The 19,894-nt window shown below is 71.9% G+C and carries 19 protein-coding genes; 10 read left to right on the forward strand and 9 right to left on the reverse strand.

Features of this window, described 5'->3' with window-relative positions; translation table 11 throughout:
• Positions 1 to 2: 2 nt before the first annotated feature.
• Genes solA through Ahu01nite_RS05730 form a run of 3 tightly spaced genes read left to right on the forward strand, consistent with a single transcriptional unit; the run spans position 3 to position 3,494 of the window.
• Positions 3 to 1,160 carry an N-methyl-L-tryptophan oxidase gene (solA, locus tag Ahu01nite_RS05720; RefSeq protein ID WP_203835315.1) on the forward strand — a complete coding sequence of 386 codons (1,158 nt, stop codon included), beginning with the start codon at positions 3 to 5 and terminating at the stop codon, positions 1,158 to 1,160.
• A 6-nt stretch (positions 1,161 to 1,166) separates the two neighbouring features.
• Entirely contained in the window at positions 1,167 to 2,267 is a 1,101-nt protein-coding gene (locus Ahu01nite_RS05725; protein WP_203835316.1) for an aromatic ring-hydroxylating oxygenase subunit alpha, read from the forward strand.
• Between the two features lie 54 nt (positions 2,268 to 2,321).
• Positions 2,322 to 3,494, forward strand: coding sequence for an MFS transporter (locus Ahu01nite_RS05730; RefSeq protein WP_203835317.1), 1,173 nt, complete (start codon positions 2,322 to 2,324; stop codon positions 3,492 to 3,494).
• Here Ahu01nite_RS05730 and Ahu01nite_RS05735 read toward each other — a convergent pair.
• Genes Ahu01nite_RS05735 through Ahu01nite_RS05745 form a run of 3 tightly spaced genes read right to left on the reverse strand, consistent with a single transcriptional unit; the run spans position 3,464 to position 5,872 of the window.
• Positions 3,464 to 3,949, reverse strand: a complete 486-nt coding sequence (locus Ahu01nite_RS05735) for a GNAT family N-acetyltransferase (protein ID WP_203835318.1) — start codon at positions 3,947 to 3,949, stop codon at positions 3,464 to 3,466. The two genes, Ahu01nite_RS05730 and Ahu01nite_RS05735, sit on opposite strands and share 31 nt — an antisense overlap.
• Positions 3,942 to 4,961 (reverse strand): hypothetical protein, encoded by a 1,020-nt coding sequence (locus Ahu01nite_RS05740; protein WP_203835319.1) that lies wholly within the window; start codon positions 4,959 to 4,961, stop codon positions 3,942 to 3,944. Before Ahu01nite_RS05740 ends, Ahu01nite_RS05735 begins: the two co-directional genes overlap by 8 nt.
• Entirely contained in the window at positions 4,958 to 5,872 is a 915-nt protein-coding gene (locus tag Ahu01nite_RS05745) for a transporter substrate-binding domain-containing protein (RefSeq protein ID WP_203835320.1), read from the reverse strand. Before Ahu01nite_RS05745 ends, Ahu01nite_RS05740 begins: the two co-directional genes overlap by 4 nt.
• Positions 5,873 to 6,053: 181 nt before the next feature.
• Here Ahu01nite_RS05745 and Ahu01nite_RS05750 point away from each other — a divergent pair, with 181 nt between their 5' ends.
• The gene (locus tag Ahu01nite_RS05750; RefSeq protein WP_203835321.1) at positions 6,054 to 6,446 is read left to right on the forward strand and encodes a VOC family protein; all 393 of its coding nucleotides are present in this window, start codon (positions 6,054 to 6,056) and stop codon (positions 6,444 to 6,446) included.
• A gap of 3 nt (positions 6,447 to 6,449) precedes the next feature.
• Here Ahu01nite_RS05750 and Ahu01nite_RS05755 read toward each other — a convergent pair whose 3' ends face one another.
• On the reverse strand, positions 6,450 to 7,091 hold the full coding sequence (locus tag Ahu01nite_RS05755; protein ID WP_203835322.1) for a TetR/AcrR family transcriptional regulator: 642 nt from the start codon (positions 7,089 to 7,091) through the stop codon (positions 6,450 to 6,452).
• A gap of 62 nt (positions 7,092 to 7,153) precedes the next feature.
• Here Ahu01nite_RS05755 and Ahu01nite_RS05760 point away from each other — a divergent pair, with 62 nt between their 5' ends.
• On the forward strand, positions 7,154 to 8,554 hold the full coding sequence (locus tag Ahu01nite_RS05760) for an MFS transporter (RefSeq protein WP_203835323.1): 1,401 nt from the start codon (positions 7,154 to 7,156) through the stop codon (positions 8,552 to 8,554).
• Here Ahu01nite_RS05760 and Ahu01nite_RS05765 read toward each other — a convergent pair.
• Positions 8,541 to 9,008 (reverse strand): MarR family winged helix-turn-helix transcriptional regulator, encoded by a 468-nt coding sequence (locus tag Ahu01nite_RS05765; RefSeq protein WP_203835324.1) that lies wholly within the window; start codon positions 9,006 to 9,008, stop codon positions 8,541 to 8,543. The genes Ahu01nite_RS05760 and Ahu01nite_RS05765 overlap by 14 nt on opposite strands.
• Before the next feature lie 23 nt (positions 9,009 to 9,031).
• On the opposite strand from Ahu01nite_RS05765, the gene Ahu01nite_RS05770 reads away from it, so the two are divergent.
• The gene (locus Ahu01nite_RS05770) at positions 9,032 to 9,694 is read left to right on the forward strand and encodes a hypothetical protein (protein WP_203835325.1); all 663 of its coding nucleotides are present in this window, start codon (positions 9,032 to 9,034) and stop codon (positions 9,692 to 9,694) included.
• On the opposite strand, the gene Ahu01nite_RS05775 is transcribed toward Ahu01nite_RS05770, so the two are convergent.
• Positions 9,646 to 10,344: a hypothetical protein gene (locus Ahu01nite_RS05775; protein WP_203835326.1), complete on the reverse strand. Its 699-nt coding sequence runs from the start codon at positions 10,342 to 10,344 to the stop codon at positions 9,646 to 9,648. The two genes, Ahu01nite_RS05770 and Ahu01nite_RS05775, sit on opposite strands and share 49 nt — an antisense overlap.
• Positions 10,345 to 10,396: 52 nt before the next feature.
• On the opposite strand from Ahu01nite_RS05775, the gene Ahu01nite_RS05780 reads away from it, so the two are divergent.
• On the forward strand, positions 10,397 to 10,669 hold the full coding sequence (locus Ahu01nite_RS05780; RefSeq protein WP_203835327.1) for a hypothetical protein: 273 nt from the start codon (positions 10,397 to 10,399) through the stop codon (positions 10,667 to 10,669).
• Between the two features lie 4 nt (positions 10,670 to 10,673).
• Here the strand turns inward: Ahu01nite_RS05780 and Ahu01nite_RS05785 are convergent, their stop codons facing one another.
• From Ahu01nite_RS05785 to Ahu01nite_RS05795, 3 genes are read right to left on the reverse strand one after another with little or no spacing between them, the layout of a single operon-like run.
• Positions 10,674 to 11,195, reverse strand: a complete 522-nt coding sequence (locus Ahu01nite_RS05785; protein WP_203835328.1) for a P-loop nucleotide/nucleoside kinase family protein — start codon at positions 11,193 to 11,195, stop codon at positions 10,674 to 10,676.
• A 16-nt stretch (positions 11,196 to 11,211) separates the two neighbouring features.
• Positions 11,212 to 12,015, reverse strand: coding sequence for a zf-HC2 domain-containing protein (locus tag Ahu01nite_RS05790; RefSeq protein ID WP_203835329.1), 804 nt, complete (start codon positions 12,013 to 12,015; stop codon positions 11,212 to 11,214).
• Entirely contained in the window at positions 12,012 to 12,578 is a 567-nt protein-coding gene (locus Ahu01nite_RS05795; protein ID WP_203835416.1) for an RNA polymerase sigma factor, read from the reverse strand. The genes Ahu01nite_RS05790 and Ahu01nite_RS05795 overlap by 4 nt, the downstream gene beginning before the upstream one ends.
• A gap of 195 nt (positions 12,579 to 12,773) precedes the next feature.
• Here Ahu01nite_RS05795 and Ahu01nite_RS05800 point away from each other — a divergent pair, with 195 nt between their 5' ends.
• From Ahu01nite_RS05800 to Ahu01nite_RS05810, 3 genes are read left to right on the forward strand one after another with little or no spacing between them, the layout of a single operon-like run.
• Positions 12,774 to 14,312: a DUF2397 domain-containing protein gene (locus Ahu01nite_RS05800; RefSeq protein WP_239158642.1), complete on the forward strand. Its 1,539-nt coding sequence runs from the start codon at positions 12,774 to 12,776 to the stop codon at positions 14,310 to 14,312.
• Positions 14,309 to 15,454, forward strand: a complete 1,146-nt coding sequence (locus Ahu01nite_RS05805; RefSeq protein WP_203835331.1) for a TIGR02678 family protein — start codon at positions 14,309 to 14,311, stop codon at positions 15,452 to 15,454. The genes Ahu01nite_RS05800 and Ahu01nite_RS05805 overlap by 4 nt, the downstream gene beginning before the upstream one ends.
• Positions 15,451 to 19,833 (forward strand): SbcC/MukB-like Walker B domain-containing protein, encoded by a 4,383-nt coding sequence (locus Ahu01nite_RS05810; protein ID WP_203835332.1) that lies wholly within the window; start codon positions 15,451 to 15,453, stop codon positions 19,831 to 19,833. Before Ahu01nite_RS05805 ends, Ahu01nite_RS05810 begins: the two co-directional genes overlap by 4 nt.
• The last annotated feature ends 61 nt before the right edge of the window (positions 19,834 to 19,894 follow it).

Below are 19,894 nucleotides of genomic sequence, written 5' to 3' on the forward strand. Positions count from 1 at the left end.
ACTTGGCGACTTACGACGTCATCGTGGTGGGGCTGGGCGGCATGGGCAGCTCGGCCGCCTATCATCTCGCCGCCCGCGGCGAACGGGTCCTCGGCCTGGAGAAGTTCGGCCCCGCCCACGATCAGGGCGCCAGCCACGGCGGCTCCCGGATCACGCGGCAGTCCTACTTCGAGAGCCCTGAATACGTGCCGCTGCTGCTGCGGGCCTACGAGCTGTGGGACGGCCTGAAGCAGGACTCCGGCCGCGACGTGATCAGCCTGACCGGCGGGGTCATGGTCGGGCGCCCGGAGAGCCTGACCGTCGCCGGCAGCCTGCGCAGCGCCCAGCAGTGGGGCCTGGAGCACGAGATGCTCGACGCCACGCAGCTGCGCCGCCGTTTCCCGGCCATGGCGCCGGGGCCGGAGGAGGTCGCACTCTACGAGGCGAAGGCCGGTTTCGTGCGCCCGGAGGAGACCGTCTCGGCCCACCTGGAGCTGGCGGCGAAGCACGGCGCGGACCTGCACTTTCACGAGCCGATGACGAGCTGGGAGACCACCGCTGACGGCGGCGTGCGGGTCGAGACGGCGTCGGGGAGCTACACCGCCGGGCACCTGGTCGTCACGCCCGGGCCGTGGGCGCCGGAGCTGCTCGCCGAGCTCGGTGTGCCGTTCCTGATCGAGCGGCAGGTGCAGTACTGGTTCCAGCCGGGCGGCGGGGTCGCCGCCTTCGAGCCGGCGAACTTCCCGATCTACATCTGGGAGGACGCCGACGGGAGCCAGGTCTACGGCTTCCCGGCTATCGACGGCCCGGACGGCGGCGCGAAGATCGCGTTCTTCCGCCGGGGCGTGCCGACCACCCCCGCGACCATCGACCGCGAGGTGCATCAGGACGAGATCGACGCCATGGCCGACCGCACCCGGCGCCACTTCCCGGACATGCCCGGCACATTCCTGCGCGCGAAGACCTGTCTCTACAGCAACACACCCGACGAGCATTTCGTCATCGCCCCGCACCCGGGCTCCCCGTCGGTGACGGTGGCCTGCGGTTTCTCCGGGCACGGCTTCAAATTCGTCCCGGTGGTCGGCGAGATCCTCGCCGACCTGGCGACCACGGGCGCGACGGCGCACCCGATCGCCCTGTTCGACCCGCACCGTTTCGCGTCGCACCTGACCCAGGGGTGAGTGCACATGAGCAGTCTTCTTCCGACGCTGCCAGGCCACTACTACACCGACCCTTCCCTCTTCGCGGTCGAACAGGACCGCATCTTCTCCGCCATGTGGTTCTGCGTGGTGCGCTCGTCGGACATCGCCACCCCCGGCGCCTTCCGCACGGTGCCGGTCGGGGGCGAGTCGGTGCTGGTGACCCGCAACTCCGCCGGAGCGGCCCGGGCCTTCCTCAATGTGTGCCGTCATCGTGGAGCCCAGCTTTGTGCCTCCCCTGAGGGGAGTGTCAAGCGCACTTTCCGTTGCGCGTATCACGCCTGGGCGTACGACCTGGACGGCAGGCTGGTGGCGGCACCCAACCTGGTCAAGATGCCCGACATCGACCGTGTCGAATACGGTCTCCGGCAGGTCCACGTGCGGGAATGGCTCGGCTACGTCTGGGTCTGCCTGGCCGACGAACCACCGTCGTTCGAGGACGAGGTGCAGGGCGCCTGCGTGGAGCGGCTGGGCGATCTGGCCTCGGTCGAGCGGTACGGCATAGCCGATCTCGCCGTCGGCAGGCGCATCCGCTACGACGTGAAGGCCAACTGGAAGCTCATCATCGAGAACTTCATGGAGTGCTACCACTGCGCGACGATCCACCCCGAGCTGACCCACGTCCTGCCGGAGTTCGCCGGTGGCTACGCGGCGCAGTCGTACGTCGGGCACGGCGCGGAATTCGGCCCGGACGTCCAGGGCTTCACCGTCGACGGCAGCGCCGGGGTGCAGACCATCGCCGGCATCGACGAGTCCCAGGACCGCCGCTACTTCGCCGTCACGATCAAACCGCAGGTCTTCATCAACCTCGTCCCCGACCACGTCATCATCCACCGTATGTTCCCGCTCGCCGTGGACCGCACGATCGTGGAGTGCGACTGGCTCTACCTGCCGTCGGTGGTGGAGTCGGGCGTCGACCTCTCCCGCTCGGTCGAGCTCTTCGACCTCGTCAACCGTCAGGACTTCGAGGCCTGCGAGAGCTGCCAGCCGGGCATGGCCTCCCGCTCGTACGCGCAGGGCGGTGTCCTGGTCCCCAGCGAGCACCACATCTCCGAGTTCCACGAGTGGGCCCGCTCCAAGATCGCGTGAGAACGCCGGGGCCCCCGGCAACCGTCCGGAGGCCCCGGGCGCAGAATCATGATCATGTCGGCTGACTTCACGCTCCGGTCGGTCGCGCTCCCCGCGTACGGTCCGTCGTTGCTCTATGGGTTTTCGTCCGGTCTGACCGCGCCGGTGATCGCGCTCACCGCGATCCACCGCGGGGCTTCCGTGGCCGTTGCCGGGCTGATCGTGGCGCTGATGGGGATCGGCTCGCTCGTGGCGAACATCCCCGCGGGCGTGCTCACCACGCGGTACGGCGAACGCCTCGCGATGATCGGCGCCTCCGTCCTCACGGCGGTGGGGCTGGGGCTCTGCGTGATCGACGTGGGGCTGTGGCCGTTCGCCGGCGGGGTGCTGGCGGTGGGCGTGGCGGGCGCCGTGTTCCAGCTGGCGCGGCAGTCGTACCTGACGGAAGTGGTGCCCTTCGGTATGCGGGCACGGGCGATGTCCACGCTCGGCGGTGTGGTGCGGATCGGCTCGTTCGTGGGTGCTTTCGCGGGAGCGGGGGCGATCACGCTGTGGGGGCTGGACAGCGCGTACGTGCTGGCCCTGATCGCCATGGCCGGCGCCGGAGTGATCACCTATGCGGTGCCGGATCTGACCGAACGCGACGCCTCTCCCGCGGGGAGGGGCACGGTCTCGACGTGGTCGATCATCAAGGATCATCGGGGTACGCTGGCCACGCTCGGCGCCGGGGTCCTGCTGCTCTCCGCGATCCGGCAGACCCGTCAGGTGGTGGTCCCGCTCTGGGCCGAGCACCTGCACCTGAGCCCCAGCACGTCATCGGTCCTGTTCGGCGTCTCCGGCGCGATCGAGGCGCTGGCCTTCTACCCGGCCGGGCTGGTCATGGACCGCTGGGGCCGGCGCGCCGTCGCGGTCCCCTGCACCCTGATCATGGGCGTGTCTTTTTTGATCATGCCGTTCACCCACGCGGCGGTCACCCTCGGCGTGGTCGCGGTCGTGATGGGCCTGGGCAACGGGATCGGCTCGGGCATCATCAACACGCTGGGCGCCGACAGCGCCCCCGCGCTCGGCCGCCCGACCTTCCTCGGCGTCTGGCGCGAGCTGGCCGACGGCGGCGCGGCGCTCGGCCCGCTGCTGCTCTCCGCGGTGACCGGCCTCGCGGGCCTCGCCAGCGGCATCGCGGTCTCCGGCCTCGTCGGCCTCGCTGCCGCGGCGGTGCTCTACCGCTTCGCGCCGAGAAGAATCCAGTAACGCCGCGCACCCTTACGGACATCGTCGAGTACGCCGCCCTGGCTCTCGATCGTCCGCGCCGACGCCTCGTTCCCGTCCGCGCACAGCACCAGAACCCGCTCCAGCCCCAGCTCCCGGGCCTCCCCGAGCATCGCGCCCAGCGCCCAGCTCGCCAGCCCCCGTCGCCGCGCACCCGGCCGGATGCCGTACCCCAGATGCCCCATCGGCGGAGCCGACCCGTCCGGTTCCTGCCGGAGCGCGATCCCGCCCTGCACCCGGCCGTCCTCGACGATCCACCGGAACAGCGCCGGCGATGCCGCCAGCCGCGCCGTCCAGGCGGCGAACCCCGCATCGGACTCGACCTCGTCACCGTCGTGCAGCCCGAAACCGTCCTCGTGACGCCCCGGCCCCCACTCCCGATGCGCCTCCAGCCAGGCCGCGTGCAGACGGACGGTGGGCGCGACGAGCTCAGGCATCCGACGACGATAGCGCCGCCGCGGGATCGGGCGTGGTCGCGGTGCGGCAGGCCGCGTCGGTGGGCGCCGCCGGGCGCCGCCGCCGGCCCCAGGCCTCCAGCAGGGAGTCCTCGATGTGCAGGTCGCGGACCCGGACGCGGTAGATCGGCAGCTGCTCCGCGGACGGGCACAGGACGCGCCCCTCGATATCGTCGTTGGGGAGGTAACGGATGCCACCCTCCTCTCGCAGTACCGCGGTCAGCTGGTCGTCCGAGGTGATGACGTAACCGCGTACGGTCTCCTGCGGTCCCCCGTCGTGGCTGACCGTGGTGACGGTCAGCGGCAGGACGGGCACGGTCAGCACGGGGACCGCCGACCAGACCGCCAGCGCCAGGACCGCCGGTTGGCCCACCCGGGCCAGAACCCGCGCGACCGGGACCGGGACCGGCCCGGGTGCCAGCGAGGCGAGCAGCGGAGGAATCGCGAACATGGCGACGATGAACCCGTCCTCCGACAGCACCGGCCGGACCAGCCAGTAATAGCCGATCAGCAGGATCGCGTAGACGCCGAGACGTTCCGCGCGATCGAAGCCACGATAGGCCGGGACCGTCTGGAAGGCCATGACGAATGCCGGCAGGAGCAGCGGCAGATACAGGATCTGCCACGTAGCACCGGCCAGCACGAACGTGGCGACGAGCAGCCACAGCGGTGTCGCGGCGGCCCAGCGCGCGAACAGCGGCTCACGCCGCAAGGGCCGGCCGGCGGTCCGGGCGTCCGCGGCGCTCACGCCCAGCAGCGTTCCCAGGGCGAAGATCACGACCAGAACCATCGTGACCGTACGCGTACCGATGAGAAACATGGACGCGAAGAGGTTCACCGTGTTGACGTTCGCCACGATGAGCAACGTGGTCTGCAGCTCCCCGCCTGCCTCGATCCAGAGCCGCAGCAACGAGAGCGCCGCCGGCCCCGCCACCACGACGGTCCAGAAAGCCTGGCCACCGTGGGGCCTGCTACGCGGTTCGGGCGTCGTCATCGGCCCGGCGACTTGGCGTCGTAGTCCAGCAGGTCGGGCACCTGCGCCGGCGCGGGCTGCGAGGCCGGGCCGAGATGGCTCAGATACTGCCTGTACGCCCGCTGCCACTCGGTGGACCGCCCCGCCTGCTGGTCACGGTAGCTCTTGTAGAGGAAGTAGTCGATCAGCTCACGCAGCGCGACGTTGTCCTTGGCGACACCGATGCCGAGCTCCTCGATCCCGGGATTGCCCAGGGTCGTCAACTGGATGGCGGGCAGCTCGAACTTACGGGGATACTCAGCGGCGAACCCCGCGAGGACCGTACGGTCACTGCTCATGGCCTGGAATGTTCCGTCCCTGAGCCCCTTGAAGCAGTCGCGGTCGCTGTTGAGCGGGGTAACCGGGATCCGCCTCTCGTTCAGCAATGCCTCGGACGTGGAACCGGTCGACGTGCAGACCTCATAGGCGGGCTTCTTCAGATCCCCGATCGTCGCGATACGGCCTTTCAACGCGGCCGGGATGAGCACGCTCTGCTCGGTGAGCAGGTACGGGCCGGCGAACCCGATGCTCTTGGCCCGATCCGCGTTGATGGAGAAACTCGCGACGACCATGTCAACGGTTTTCGCCTCCAGCACCTTCATCCGGTCGGCGATGCTGCTCAGCGGCACCCAGTCGATTTTGTCGTCGCCCTCGTACCCCAGGTTCCTCGCGATGTAGCGCGCCACCTCGACGTCGAATCCCTTGTTGACGCCGCGCTCCGTGTAGCCCATGGTCCGCTGCCAGGTGTAGACGCCGATCCGCAGCTTCGGGGACCGGTTCGGATCCCGGAGCCCGGCCTCGACCATCTTGTCCTCGACCGACGGCGGCGGAACGTGAGTAGCGTTCTCGCACGCCGCCACGATGAGAAGCGTGATCAGCAACGTCAGGCTCACGGCCGACCGGAATCGCGGCATCGCCCAGCGACGCCGCACCGGCGGAACGCATTCTTCGGAAGCGGGTGCCGATCGCCTCATGCATTGTCCATTCTCTTCGGCCACCTCCCGAAAAGGTGGTCCGATATAGCACGATATAACCGTCACCCAAACGAATGCCTCAGCCGCCTATGCTGGCCCGGTGCAGATCAACCTCGTGTCCCTGATCGTCGAGGCGTACGACCCCGCGATCGAGTTCTTCACCCAGGCGCTCGGCTTCGACCTCGTCGAGGACTCCGCGTCGCTGACCAACGACGGCCGCCCCAAGCGCTGGGTCGTGGTGCGCCCGCCGGGGGCGGAGACGGGCATCCTGCTCGCCCAGGCCGACGGCGAGGAGCAGCGCGCGGCGATCGGCAACCAGCTCGCCGGGCGGGTCGGGTTCTTCCTCAACGTCGACGACTTCGACGAGGCGTACCAGCGGATGCTCAGGGCCGGGGTCACGTTCCTGGAGGAGCCGCGCTCGGAGGCGTACGGCAAGGTCGTCGTCTTCCGCGACATCGCCGGCAACCCCTGGGACCTCCTCGGTCCCGCCTGACGCTCAGGCTGCGAGCAGACCGTCGACGAGGGCGCGGAGCCCCTCGGGGTAGGTGTCGCGGGCGGCCAGGGCGGGCCATTGGGGGCCGATGGCTGCCAGGTGCGGGAGCTCGGCGGCGTCGAAGGCGGTGAAGTCGCCGTCGTCGCGGCGCCGGGCGGAGCGGACGAGGATCTCGCCGACCGTGTAGTACCAGATGCTGCGGAAGACGCCGACGGCCTGGGACGGCGTACATCCATGGTCGACGGCACCTGCCACGATGGCCTCGACGAGACGCAGGGCGGGCAGGCCGAGCAGGCCGACGAAGCCGTCGGTGGTGAGGATTCCGGTGACCCAGGGCCAGGCGGCGAGCGCGTCGTGCATCGCGGTCGCCGCCGCGAGGATGCGCTCCCGCGGATCGTCGGGCAGATCCCACTGCGGGAGCTCTTCCGCGTACGCGTTGAGCAGCTGAAGCAGCAGATCCTCCTTGTCCCGCACGTGGTGGTAGAGGGTCGTCGACCCGATGCCCAGCTCGGCGGCCAGCCCGCGCACGGTCAGCTTCTCCCAGCCGTCCCGGTCGATCAGCCGGCGCGTGGCGGCCAGGATCTGCGCCCGGGAGGTCACGGGCGGCCGGCCGGTGCGGCCCTGCGGGGAGTCTGATCGAGGCACCGGCACATTGTCGCTTTTTTCGTGCGCTCGACAGCGGGCAGCCCCGTCGCTAGTTTCGGAACATGTTCCTAAAGTCGTCAGGCACCACTCTCGCCGCGGTGGCCGTCGTGCAGTTCATGATCTCCGTGGACCTCTCGGTCGTGAACGTCGGACTCCCCCGCATCGCCACCGGCCTCGGCTTCAGCACGGCCGGACTGACCTGGGTGATCCACGCCTATGCCCTGGCCTTCGGCGGCCTGCTCCTGCTCGGGGGCAAAGCAGCCGACAGGTACGGCCGCAAGCGCGTCCTGCTCGCCGGGCTGGCGGCGTTCGGCGTCGCCTCTCTCGCCGGCGGATTCGCCCAGAACCCCGGCCAGCTCGTGGCGGCCCGCGCCGCCCAGGGCATCGGGGCCGCCGCCCTGGCACCCGCCGCTCTGGCCCTGCTGACCGCCACGTTCCCCACCGGCAAGCCCCGGCTGCGCGCGTTCGGCGTGTGGAGTGCGATGAACGCGGCCGGGGGCGCCCTCGGTGTCCTGATCGGCGGCGTCCTCACCGAGTACGCCGGCTGGCGCTGGGTGATGTTCGTCAGCGTCCCGATGGCCGCCACGGCCCTGGCCCTCACCGCACGCGGCGTCACCGCCGACCGGCCCGTGGCCCCGGACGGCCGCCCGGACGTATGGGGCGCGATCCTCGCCACGGCCGGGATGGGTCTGCTGGTGTTCGGCACAGTGCGCACCGACCGGTACGCCTGGACCTCCCCGGTCACCCTGCTCACGCTGGCGATCGCCGCCGCCCTGCTGACCGCGTTCCTCCTCGTCGAACGCCGGACCACGCGCGACCCACTGATCCGGCCCGGCCTGCTCGCGGGCCGTTCGGTCGCCGGCGCCAACGCCTACAACCTGCTGCTCGGCGCCGCCATGACAGCGGCGTTCTACTTCGCCTCGCTCTACCTGCAGCGCGTCCTGGAGATCGGCCCCGCACGGACCGGTCTCATGTTTCTGCCGTTCGCCCTCGGCGTCATCGCCGGCGCCGTCCTCGCCGTCAAGCTCGGCGCCCGCCACACACCCCGGGCCCTGCTGATCGCCGGAGCCCTGCTGGCCGCCGCCGGATTCGCCTGGTTCAGCCTGATCAGCCCCGGCGGCACGTTCACCACCGACATCCTCGGCCCGTCGATCCTGGCCGGCATCGGCTTCGGCATCTGCCTCGGCACGGTCGTCGCCACCGCCACCGCCGGCGTCGCACCCCACGAAGCCGGCGCGGCCTCCAGCCTGCTCAACAGCTCCCGCCAGATCGGCGCCTCCCTGGGACTCGCCGCTCTCAGCACCGCCGCCCAGCACCGCACGGGCACCACCCCCACCCCGCAGACCCTCACCGACGGGTACGCCTTCGCGTTCACCCTCAGCGCCGCACTCCTGCTCGCCGCGGCCCTCATCGCGTTCACGGTCCTGCGAGACCGCCACCCGGCAACCCTCACCGCGCCGTGACGTTGCCGATCATCCGCCGCATCACCCTGAGCGCGGCAACGTACTCCTCATCGGACACACCCTCATGAACCCGCACGCGCACCCCGGTCACCAACTCCTTGATCCGCGCCTGCCCGTCCCGCCCCGCCCCCGTCAGCGACAACCGCCCGCCCTCATCCACCGTGACCCATCCCCGCGCGAGCAGCTGGTCCACGGCCCGCGGCACGTCATACGGGGTGTCCGCGACATCGGCGAGCTGCGCGGTGACCTCCTCGCGGGTGAGACCACCCCCCAGATCCACCCGGGTCAGGGTCCACCACTGCGGCTGCGTGACATCGATGCCGGCCATGGCATCCCGCAAGTGATTCACCACCGCCTTGTGCAGCGCCCCACTCCAATACCCGATCGGCTGCGCCGCGAGCGCCTCCTCAGCTGCGAAAGGATCTGCCGTCGCCTGCACCCCACGCGATTCCATACCGTCGACAGTAGGTTCTACCCGTGAACATCGAGATCGTGGAGGGCCGGCTCGCCGAGACCTCCGGTACGCAACGACGTGCCTTCGGCGAGTTCGCCGGCCCGCACGGCGAGCTCGCCTCGTACGCGTTCGGCTGGACCACCGGCGACGAGCCACGCGTTGCCACCCTGACCATCGGGATCGGCGCGGGCAATCCGGGCGGCGGCACGTTCCACGCCGTTCTCTCCGAACGCGGGCTCTCGCTCACCGACGAGCCGTTCGAGCGGGTGCCCCAGGGCGGCCCGGACCTGACCGCGGAGCAGGCCCGCGCGCACGAGGATCTACCCTTCGTGTGGTGGGTCGCCGACCAGGTCATGGAACGCGACCGCCGCGCACAATGGATGCGGCACTGGGTCCTGGGCACCAGCGTCATCCAAACCCTGGAGGTCTCCGAGCGCCGCGAGCCCGTCCTCCTGATCTCCCACGACGCCGACGACGGCATGTGGCAGCTCATCGGGACCACATCCGCATCCGTCAGCACCGGCAGGATCGGCCACCTGCACCACGCCGTGGACCACGACCGGACCCTGCTCGACGTCCTCGCCCTGCCACCCGGCCACAGCGCGACCCGAAGCCACGTCGGCGGCACCTGGACCCGTCAGGAGGACAGCGACGCAAACGGCATGAGCCCACCCTCAGTGCCATAAAACAAATAAGGCCGAAGCTCCGGGTACGCGACCAGCGCGCGATCCAATTCCTTGGGCGCCCCAGCGGCCACAGCCAGAACGGGCTGCGCGCCGAGCAGATCGCGCAGCCCTGAATACGGCCACGCGGCGCCGAGCAGTTCCCTCAGCCGCCCAAGAACAGCAACCGAACCCGGCGGCACCCCGTCGACGTAGATGTCCGCGACAGCAGGCAGATTCCACGCGTCTGTCGTTCCGCTCCGCCTGCACCCTGGAAAATGCCGCGCCGCAGCACCTCCCTCACCACGCCACCACGCCGCGTCGATCTCCACGTCACCGCTCTCGAGCAGGTCATCCGCCACGACCGCAGCCGGACCCCGTAAAGCCACAGCGACAACCTCCTCCGGAAGCACCACGCCATGCTCCTCGACGTAATGCGCGAGCCCCTCCGGCCACACGAAGTGCTTGCCGTCGGTCAGCTCCGTGGTCCCGTTGGCAGCGCCACACAACCGGCACACCGACCACCCCGCCGTGGCGACGAAACACGTCCCTGACCGCAGATACGCGGCGACCGCCCGCTGCACGTCAAGGTCGACGCCGGCGTGGACGAAGCCACAAACGTCGGGCAGCTCGTCCTCGACCCCCGGCCCGTCCCAGTACCCGATCAATCTCAACGCCCCGGCCACTGCCACCCCATCCCGCTCCGGCCGCCCACCATAATGCCGAATGGCTTTCGAGGACGATCTATCCGACTGGACCGACTGGGAAGGCGCCGAGTTCCAGCTGGGCAGGGCCCTGGGCCTGTTCACGGACAAGGTTTTCACCAAATCCAAACGGGTCTTCTGGACAACCAACCCGCCGGACGACGGCCTGCACGAGGCCCTGCTGGCCCTCGTGCAGGCGGGCGTCCTCGACCGCCGCGACGAACCCGACGACGAGCAATTCCGCTGCCACAGCCCCGACTACGGGCAATTCCGGTGGCACAGCCTCGATGCCTGAGCCTCTACCAGTCGATTGCGGTCATCACCAGCTCGGCGACCTGGCGCGGAGGGCCGGTACCCGCGTCGACGGTCACGTCCTCGATGCGGGCCTGATCGAGGATCTGGTCCAGCTCGCCGGAGCGTTTCAGGAACCAGCCCAGGCCGGCGGCGTCGTTCGCCTGCCGCCGGGTGAGGCGTTGCCGGACGGTCGGCAGATCCACCCGGAGGCGGCAGACGGTGAGCGGGACCCCCAGCGCAACCTGATAGGCGTCACGTTCCGCGGCGCTTTCCGCCACACCGGCCAGGACCAGGCGCCGCGCTCCCGCCTCGAGGTAGGTGGCGGCGACCGCGTGCAGGTTGCGCAGGGTGATCTTTCCGTTGAAGGGATCGCCGGGCGGGGCCGGCCAGGACCGGCGCAGCCAGTCGACATCGATGATCGCCGACGGGATCCCGTCCTGGATCAGCAGATCGCCCAGCGCTTCCGCCACGGTTGTCTTGCCCGCACCGACGGTGCCGGTAATGAGCAGCGCCCTCGCATCAGCCACCCGCTGAATCTACGGGTCAGTTGCGGCTGGCGAGGCGGCGATAGTCGCCGGCGCGCGTCAACGCGAACGCGAGCAGGCCGACGGTGGCCAGAGCCCAGGCCGGGATGCTGCCCGCGTGCAGGAGCACCGGCAGGTTCTGGGTCAGCACGCTGGGGACCACGACCAGGATCAGCCAGGCCGTGCCCACGCTCATGGCGGCGAGCTGGACGCCGATCCGGCCGCCCAGCGCGATGGTCGCGGCGGTGCAGGCCAGCGATGGCAGCAGGACCAGCGCTGTCGAGGACTGCGTGACGGCACCGGCCAGAGCGAGGACGGGGATGACGACGGCCAGCACCGCCGCCGTGCGGCGCAGCAGCATCGTCAGGCCCGCGGCCGGGGTGCTGGCGACCAGCTCCCAGGCCGGGTCGGCACGCCGGCTCCAGGCCACGGCGACGCCGGGCAGCGGCAGGACGGGCGCGAGCAGCAGGACCAGGGACGGCAGCTCCGGCGCGAGCTGATCGAGGATGTACGCACAGCCGACCAGCGCCACCGTCATCGTGAGCCAGGGCACCAGGGCCCACGCGAACCAGCGACGCCGGACCGCTGACCAGGGTCGTGGTGCCGGTGCCGGGGCGGGGCCCTCGGCGATGCCGCGGTCGATCCCGGCGGCGACGAGGTCGAGCAGTGAGCGGGTGCCGGCGCTCGCGGAGCGGGAGAGCTCGTCGCGGCACCGCGGGCAGGTCTCGAGGTGGGCCTCGACGGACCAGACGGCGGCGTCGTCGAGGCCGGGGCCGCCATCCGCATACGCGGCGATGACCTCGGGGGTGGGGTGTGTGGTCATGACAGTGCCTCCCGCAACGCCATCCGCGCTCGCCGCGCGCGGGTTTTCACGGTGCCTTCCGGCACGCCCAGCAGAACCGACGTCTCCCGGACCGAGAGGCCGTCGAGGACCATCGCCCGCAGCACCAGCCGCAGCTCCGCCGGCAGGACCAGCAGCGCCTGCTCGAGGTCCTGCCCGACCCGGCCCGCCATCACCTCGTCCTCCGCGGCGGGCGCCGTGGTCTCCGTCATCGGGACGGGCGGCACCTGCTGCTGGCGGGCCCGGCGCCGGAACGCGTCGACGAGGCGGTTGGCGGCGATGGTCCACACCCAGCCCACGGCGCTGCCTGCCGTGACCGTGCCCGCGAAGGTCCCGGCGGCCCGCCACACCGCCAGGTAGGTCTCCTGCAGCACGTCGGCGACCACGTCCTCGTCGGCGCACCGCCGGCGCAGGCGCACGGCGAGCCACGGCGAGGTGCGGCGGTAGAACTCGTCGAACGCGAGCCGGTCACCACCGGCGGTGCGCCGCACCAGTTCCTCGTCGTCGGCTTCCTCGTCGTCGGCCGAATCCAGGCTTCGTCTCACATCAGGCAAGACGACGCGTCCTCCCGATCGGTTCTCGCTGGAAAGTGATCGTCGTCACACAAGGCCGTCTCTAAAAGCAAAAGGCCGTCCCTAACCGCAGAAGGCATGGCACACGCCACTGCGGGCTCGGCGGGGCGGAAACCCGTCGTACCCCGACCCTATGCTCGCAGTTCATTCAGGGACGGGAGGGCAGCGGTGGAACCCACGATCACGATCGACGACGAGGACGAGGGCCTCTGGCAGTTCGCGGGGCTGCCCGGCGGGCTCCCGCAGGCCGCCTACCTGGTCGGGCCGCTCGCGGCGCAATACCGGCTGATCGTCGACGTGCTGCTCGCCCAGCAGGAGTTCACCCTGACCGGCGTCGCCGCCGCCGACCTGCCCGAGCTGCTGCGTGAGCACCTGCAGGCGAGGCGCGCCGACCCCGCGATCGTCGACGACCCCCGGTTCAACCTCGACGCCCGGATGCGCCGGTTGCGCGCCTGGGGGGTCGTCGACATCTGGCAGGACCGCGCCCGCCGCGATGAGGACTTCCTGCGCAACCTCGACCGCTACCAGCTCACCCCCGGCGCCGCCGACCTGCACCGGGCCGTGCGGAGCATGGGTGACGACATCGTCGACGAGGCTGCGGCCACCCTGGCGCCCAGCGTCCTGACCGCCCACCTGAGCACGCTGCGTGACACCGTGAGCAGCGATCCCGCCGCGGCTGCCGGGGCATGGTCGGTCATCCAGACGACGCACCGGGCGATGGCCGACGCCGCAGCCGGGTGGCAGGCCCGGCTGGCCGGCGCCCAGGCCGGCGCGCCCGACCCGGGCAAGCTGGTGCAGGTCCAGGAGACGCTGCGGCGCTACGTCGAGATGTGGGGCGCCGGCGTCGACACCCACTCGGAGACCATCACGGGCCTGGTGAGAAGCCTGGCAGGGGTCGACTGGCGCCGGATCGCCGTGCATTCGCTGGGCGCGAGCGCCGACGACACCGCGGTCGACGACCTGACCGCGTCCTACGAGCGCACGCTCGACGCGCTGGCCGGCTGGTTCGACGGGCCACAATGCCAGGCCCGCCGCCTGCGCCGGCAGATGAGGGACACAATCTCTCCTTTGGTACGCGGCCAGCGCACTCTCGCAGCGGTCGGCGGGCACGTGTCCCGGCGCGCCGAGCTGCTGGCGCTCGCGGGGCGGATCGAGGCGACCGGCGATGACGAGCAGGGCTGGGCGCTGTGGTGCGCGGCGACCGGGCTCTTCGAGGCGCGGCACCTGCCCGGGGTCGCCCCCGACCCGGCCGGGAACCCCGCCGCGACGTCGTTCTGGGAGGCCGAGCCGGTCCCGGTCGAGGCGCGGCTGCGCAAGCACGGGCACAAGGCGACCGGCGGGTCGGCTGCGCGCATCCAGGACAGGTCGGAGGGGCGGCGGGCGGCGAAGGCGCGGGCATCGGAGATCCAGTCAGCTGCCGCGCGTACGGAAGCCGCGGTTGTCGCCCGGTCCGGGCAGCGACTGTCGCAGTGGCGCAAGCTCAGCGGACCCGAATTGGATCTTGTCCTGGTCATGCTGGCGGTCGTCGCCGGGGCACGCGCGGGCAAGGACGGCATGCGCAGGGCCCGCACGGGCGACGACCGGTGGGAGCTGCGCGCCGAGCCCGCACCCGAGGGTGCCCCGGCCGCCGTCGTGCACACCCCGGACGGGCGGCTCGTGCACCCCGACATCCGCCTGCACATCACCGCCGCGGGGAGGTTCGCGTGAACAGGGAGGCCCAGCGGGCGTTCGTCGGGCTGCTCGATCGGCCCCTGGTCACTCCGGCCACCGATCCGGAGCTGCTGCGGCTCGTGCTGCGTCACCTGCAGGCGGTCAGCGACAGCGCGCGGCGCCTCGGCTACCGGGTGCAACGCGTCGGCCGCGCCGTACGCATGATCAGGGTCCCGATCGACGGCACGGTGACCGCACCGCCGCGCCCTGCCGACGCCCCCTCGCGGCGGGTCCTGGCCCTGGTCTGCTGTCTCGCCGCGTGCTGCGAGGAGATCTCCGAGACGGTCACCCTGCAGCGGCTCTCCGACATGGTCCGCGACCTGCTCGCGGCTCCCGGCCTGAGCGCCACCCGGCTGAGCGTCACCGGGTACGACCCGGACGAGCGCGCCCAGCGCAAGGCCCTGCGGGACGCCGCGAAGGTCCTCGACACGTGGGGTGTGCTGCACCGGCGCACCAGCGACGACTCGATGCTCGACGAGTGGACCGAGCGCGGGTCCGGGCCGGGCGCGGGCTACGACGTCGACCGCGACGCGCTGCTGCTGATGACCAGCCCGGACGTGCTCGACCTGGCGCTGAACCCGCAGGAGCGCCGGCACGAGGCGCTCGGGGTCCGGCAGCTGCGCGCGCTGATCGAGACACCGGCCGTGCTCTACGCGGATCTGCCCGGCGAGGAGGCCGACGAGCTGCGGGCCACCCGGGCGCGGCGGGCCGGTGAGGTGACCCAGCTGACGGGCGGTTACGTCGAGACGCGGGCGGAAGGGCTGGTCGTGGTCCTGACCGACGACGAGCAGCAGGCGACCGTCGCGGAGTGGCCCCGCGCCCGCGCCGCGGACTGGGTCGCCCTGCTCATGGCCGACCTCGCCGGGCAGCACGGCACGCCCGCACCCGGCGGCACGGTCCGGCTCACCAGCGGGCAGGTGGACGAGGTCGTCGCCGACCTCACCGCATGGCGCGGCGAATACATGAACAAGGCCCAGAAAACCGTGCCCGGCACCGTACGGGCCGACGCCGAGAACCGCCTCGCCGAGCTGGGCCTGCTCCGGATCTCCCCCGACGGGAGCTGGACCCTGCTGCCCACCGCCGGCCGCTACCGCGCACCCGGCGTCACCATCACCGACAACACGGGAAGCCGAGCATGACACCCCTGGGACCGGCCGCCACCGACCGTCAGCTGGCCGCGTGGCGCGACGCCATGACCGGCCACGACCTGCCCGCACCCGCCCGGGAGCGGTGGCAGGTGCTGCGCGGCGGCGTGGTCAACCTGTGGGAGTTCGACGTCGCTGAGTACTGGTTCGCCGACGGCCGCGGCCAGTTCGTCGGCGCCAACCAGTCCGGCAAGTCGACGCTGATGGCGCTCACCACCCTGATCATGCTCGCCGGTGACCTCGACCGGCAGTACGTCGACACGTTCGGCCAGTCCGACAAGGCGTTCCGCTACTACGTCGAGCCGACCGACGACGCCCGCGACCGCCGCGACGCCACCGCCGCCACCAACCGGGGCTGGGCCTGGGTGGAGTACGGCCGGCTCGGCGCCGACGGACCCGAGTTCTACACCACTCTGCTGTACGCCCAAGCCAAGCGCGGCGTCGCCGCCATGCCCCCGACCTGGATGATCTGCCGGGGCAGCGCCCGCGTCCGCGACGGCCTCGAGCTGGCCACCGGTCAGGCGGTCGTCGAGCCCAAGGAGCTGCACGACGTCGCGGGCATCTCGGTCTTCGACAGCGGCCGCCGCTACGCCCAGCGCCTGGCCACCGAGCTGTTCGGGTTCACCGACACCGACCGCTACGCCACCGTCCTGGAGATGCTGAAGGTCCTGCGCACGCCGCACCTCGGCCAGCGCCTCAACCCCGACTGGTTCACCCGGCAGATCCGCTCCGCGCTGCCCCCGATCGCCCGCTCCGAGGTGGAAGAGCTCGCCGAGGGCTGGCAGCAGCTCGAGCAGCTGCGCCGCGACCGGGATTCCGCACGGGAGGCCCGCGACGCGATCGCCGTCTACGTGAACCGGGCATGGAAACCGTGGGCCGATTCCGTGCTGCGCCTGCACGCCGACGAGCTGCTTGACGCGGACGCCGCGGTCGCGCGGGCCGGGCGGGAGGTCGCCGGGGCCGACGGGCGGCTGGCGAAAGCGCGCCACGAGCTCGACGCCGAGTCAGGGCGCACGGACGAGTTGCTGCAGGCCGGGCGGGCCGCACAGACGCGTTATGAGGAATTGCTGCGCTCCAAGGCGTACCTGGATGCGGCGGGACGGGCCGATCACGCCGAGACGCTGCGCAAGGAGGCGGAGGGCGCGCGCCGGCACGCCCGGGTCGCCGCCGACCACGCCGGGCGGACCCTCGCGGAGAGCTCCCGACGGGCCGGGCGGCTGCGGGAGGCGGAGCAGAGCGTGGAGGCCGCGCGGGGCCGCGCCCAGGCGATCGCCGATCACGCCGTGCAGAGCGTGTCCCGGGCCGGCCTCGGGGATGGTGCTTCCGACTGGATCGGGCGCGGCGACGCCGACCGGCTGACCGCGGCGATCTCGGGGCGCCGGGGCAGCGTCGCGGTGCTGCGCAAACTGCTGCGCGCCGCTGCGAAGGCGGTCACGCTCTGGGAAGCCGCCGACGAGAAGGCCGCTGCGGCACGGCGGGAATTCGCGTCGCGCGACGAAGCTGCCGACGGTTCCGCGGAGCTGTTGTCGTCGGCGTTGCAGCAGCTGTCCGACGATCTGGAGCGCTGGGCCGTGCAGGCCGGGCCCGCCGCGCCGGACGTCGCCACGAGGGAACGCTGGCTGGGCCAGGTCACCGGCGTGGTCGGCACCAGGCGGCCCCGCGCGGTGCTGCGCGGGCTGGTCACCGGGGAATGGCTCGAGCCCGCCGTCACCCCGCTGACCGAGCAGATCGGGACGCTGCGCACTCAGGCCGTCGCCGCCGACCGTTCGGCCGCCGACGCTCTCGCTCTGGTCGAGCGGTTGTCCCAGGACCACGATCCTGCCCCGGCCGGCCCGCAACGGTGGACACGCCGGGAGCGGCCCGTCTCCCCGTCGGCGGACGGCGCTCCACTGTGGCGGCTGGTCGACCCGGTCACCGGGTGTGATGTGGACGGGCTGGAGGCGGCGCTCGACGCCGCCGGGCTCCTCGACGCCTGGGTCACCCCCGACAGCACCTGGTCCCCCACCCGCGACGGCCACGACACCGTCATCACCCTGCCCACCGCGTCCGGCCCACCCGACTCCGCTCGCCCAGCCGCCGTTGCCACCCCCGACTCTGCTCGCCCTGCCGCCGCTGCCTCTCCCGACTCCGGGCGCCCTGCCGCCGCTGCCTCTCCCGACTCTGCTCGTTCTGCCGCCGCCGGTTCCGCTCTCGCCGAATCGGGCGCGGGGAGTCTTGCCGAGGTGCTGCGGCCGGCGGAGGATGCCGGGGAGCTGGGGGCGGCGATCGGGCGCATTCTCGCCGGGATCGGATACGCGGCGGCGGGTCAGGAGCTTGGCGGGGACGTGGCGGTGTCGGACGACGGACGGTGGGTGACCCCGGTCGCCGCCGGACGGGCCGGCAGAGCGGTGAACGGTGCCGAACTGCTCGGTGTCGCGGCCCGGGTTGCCGCGCGGCACCGGCGGATCGAGGAGCTGGCGGCGCAGGCTGAGGAGTCACGGCGTACCGCTGAGGAGTTGCGGGCCGAGGCCACCGGGTTGAGTGAGCGGGTCTCGCAGCTGAGGGATCTTGCGGCGCAGGCACCGGAGGACGCCGACGCGATCGCCGCGGGCACGGCCGTCACCGCCGCGAACGCCGAACGGGACCGGGCCGAGGAGATCCTCGCCCGCGCCGAGGACGCCGCCGCCAAGGCCGGGGTCGCCTCCTCGGAAGCCACGAGCGACCTGTCGGCGCACGCCACCGGCGAAGGTCTGCCGGTCACCGACGACCTGCTCGACGTGGTCGCCGGCGAGCTGGACCAGGCCGCGCAGGCGGTCGCCGACCTCAGCCTCGCCCTCGCCGGGCGCACCTCCGCCGAACGCGACCTGACCTCCAGCGCCGAAGCTGCGGCGTCGGCAGAAACAGCCGCCGACGAGGCCGCGCACGCCGCGACCGAGGCCGCGTCGGAGGCACAGACGGCCGAGCTGCGCGCCGCCGAGGCTTCGGTCGCGCGCGACGACGAGGAGCAGCTCGAGCTGGCCCGCAGCCTCGACGCCGAGCGGGCGGAGATCGACGTGCGGGTCGATGCCAGCCGGAAGGCCGGCGTACGCCTCGCGGAGATCGCCGCCAAGGTCGCCGGGGAGGTCGAGCAGCGCAAACGGGAGGAAACCGGCGCCGGGCAGCGCCGGGCGTCGGCCCTGGACGCGTGGTGGGTGCCCGTCGGCTCGGGGCTCGCCGCGGCCCGCGAGCTGCCCGCACCGGCCGACCGGAGTCTGGGGTCCGCGCTGGAGCAGGCACGGGTCGCCGCGCAGACGCTGCGACCGCTCAACTGGCCCGACACCGCGCAGGAGAAGGCGCGCCGGGCCCAGGCGGCCCTGGCGAAGGTGGTGGGCAATCCGGCTGCTGAGCTGCGTACGGTGCTGGAGGCCAGCGGCGGCCGATCGGTCCTCACCGCCACCCCGGAGGACGACGACGCGGGCCTGCCCGCCGTGCGCATCCTGGTCGACGCGTCCGGCACCCAGCACGCCCCCGCCGACGCGATCCGCCACCTCGACGACCTGGTCGCCGAGCTGGCCACCGCGCACAACGAGAAACTCGACCAGATCTACACCGAGCTGCTCTCGTCGACCTTCATCGACCACCTCAGCGACCGCGTGAAAAAGGTCCAGAGCCTGCTCAAACTCGTCAACCAGGTCCTCGAACGCCACCCCACCGGCGCCAACCGGACCACCCTGCGCCTGCGCCGCCACCCCGCCGAGGGCCAGCGCGCCGGCTACACCATCCTGCGCGCCCTCGAGAACGGCACGATCGACTCCTCCCAGGACGACATCCGCGCGTTCCTCGGCGACCGGGTCCGCGAGGCCCAGGAGGCCGGCCAGGGCAGCACCCAGGACTGGACGGAGCACCTCGCCGGCCTGCTCGACTATCGCAACTGGTTCGACGTGGTCGCCGAGTTCCGCGTCGAGGGCAGCGACTTCAAACCCCTCACCAAGCAGGTCCACGGCGTCGACTCGGGCGGCGGCAAGGTGGTCACCCTGCTCCAGCCGCTGCTGGCCACGTTGGTCGCGCTCTACACGGAATCCCCCGACTCGCCGCGACCGCTGTGGCTCGACGAGGCCTTCGAGGGCGTCGACCCCGGCAACCGCGCGACGATGCTGCGCCTTCTCGTCGACTTCGACCTCGACTTCCTGCTCGCGGGCCCGGCCCCGCTGGTCGCGGCCGCCCAGGTCCCGGCCGCCGCGGTCTGGATCATCTCCCGGGCGCCCGCCCCGGCCCCGGGGGTCGACCTGTCCCTCATGCTCTGGGCAGGCCGCACCCTGGAACAGATCGTCGTCCCGGACCACGCCGGCCGCGCCCTGACCCCACGCCGCTCCCCCGAGGAAACCGGCCCCGACCTCTTCGCCGACCTCGACTGATGGACAGCCGGGACGCGGGTGATCGCAGCCGGGTCCCACGATGGAACCCGGGCCCGGATGG

It is taken from the genome of Winogradskya humida (assembly GCF_016862215.1).
GTDB lineage: Bacteria > Actinomycetota > Actinomycetes > Mycobacteriales > Micromonosporaceae > Actinoplanes > Actinoplanes humidus.

Bases quoted from the DNA above. Each gene is read 5' to 3' on its own strand.
- Ahu01nite_RS05725 (WP_203835316.1), top strand. From the start codon at position 1,167: ATGAGCAGTCTTCTTCCGACGCTGCCAGGCCACTACTACACCGACCCT.
- Ahu01nite_RS05730 (WP_203835317.1), top strand. From the start codon at position 2,322: ATGTCGGCTGACTTCACGCTCCGGTCGGTCGCGCTCCCCGCGTACGGT.
- Ahu01nite_RS05735 (WP_203835318.1), bottom strand. From the start codon at position 3,949: ATGCCTGAGCTCGTCGCGCCCACCGTCCGTCTGCACGCGGCCTGGCTG.
- Ahu01nite_RS05740 (WP_203835319.1), bottom strand. From the start codon at position 4,961: ATGACGACGCCCGAACCGCGTAGCAGGCCCCACGGTGGCCAGGCTTTC.
- Ahu01nite_RS05760 (WP_203835323.1), top strand. From the start codon at position 7,154: ATGTTCCTAAAGTCGTCAGGCACCACTCTCGCCGCGGTGGCCGTCGTG.
- Ahu01nite_RS05765 (WP_203835324.1), bottom strand. From the start codon at position 9,008: ATGGAATCGCGTGGGGTGCAGGCGACGGCAGATCCTTTCGCAGCTGAG.
- Ahu01nite_RS05780 (WP_203835327.1), top strand. From the start codon at position 10,397: ATGGCTTTCGAGGACGATCTATCCGACTGGACCGACTGGGAAGGCGCC.
- Ahu01nite_RS05790 (WP_203835329.1), bottom strand. From the start codon at position 12,015: ATGACCACACACCCCACCCCCGAGGTCATCGCCGCGTATGCGGATGGC.
- Ahu01nite_RS05810 (WP_203835332.1), top strand. From the start codon at position 15,451: ATGACACCCCTGGGACCGGCCGCCACCGACCGTCAGCTGGCCGCGTGG.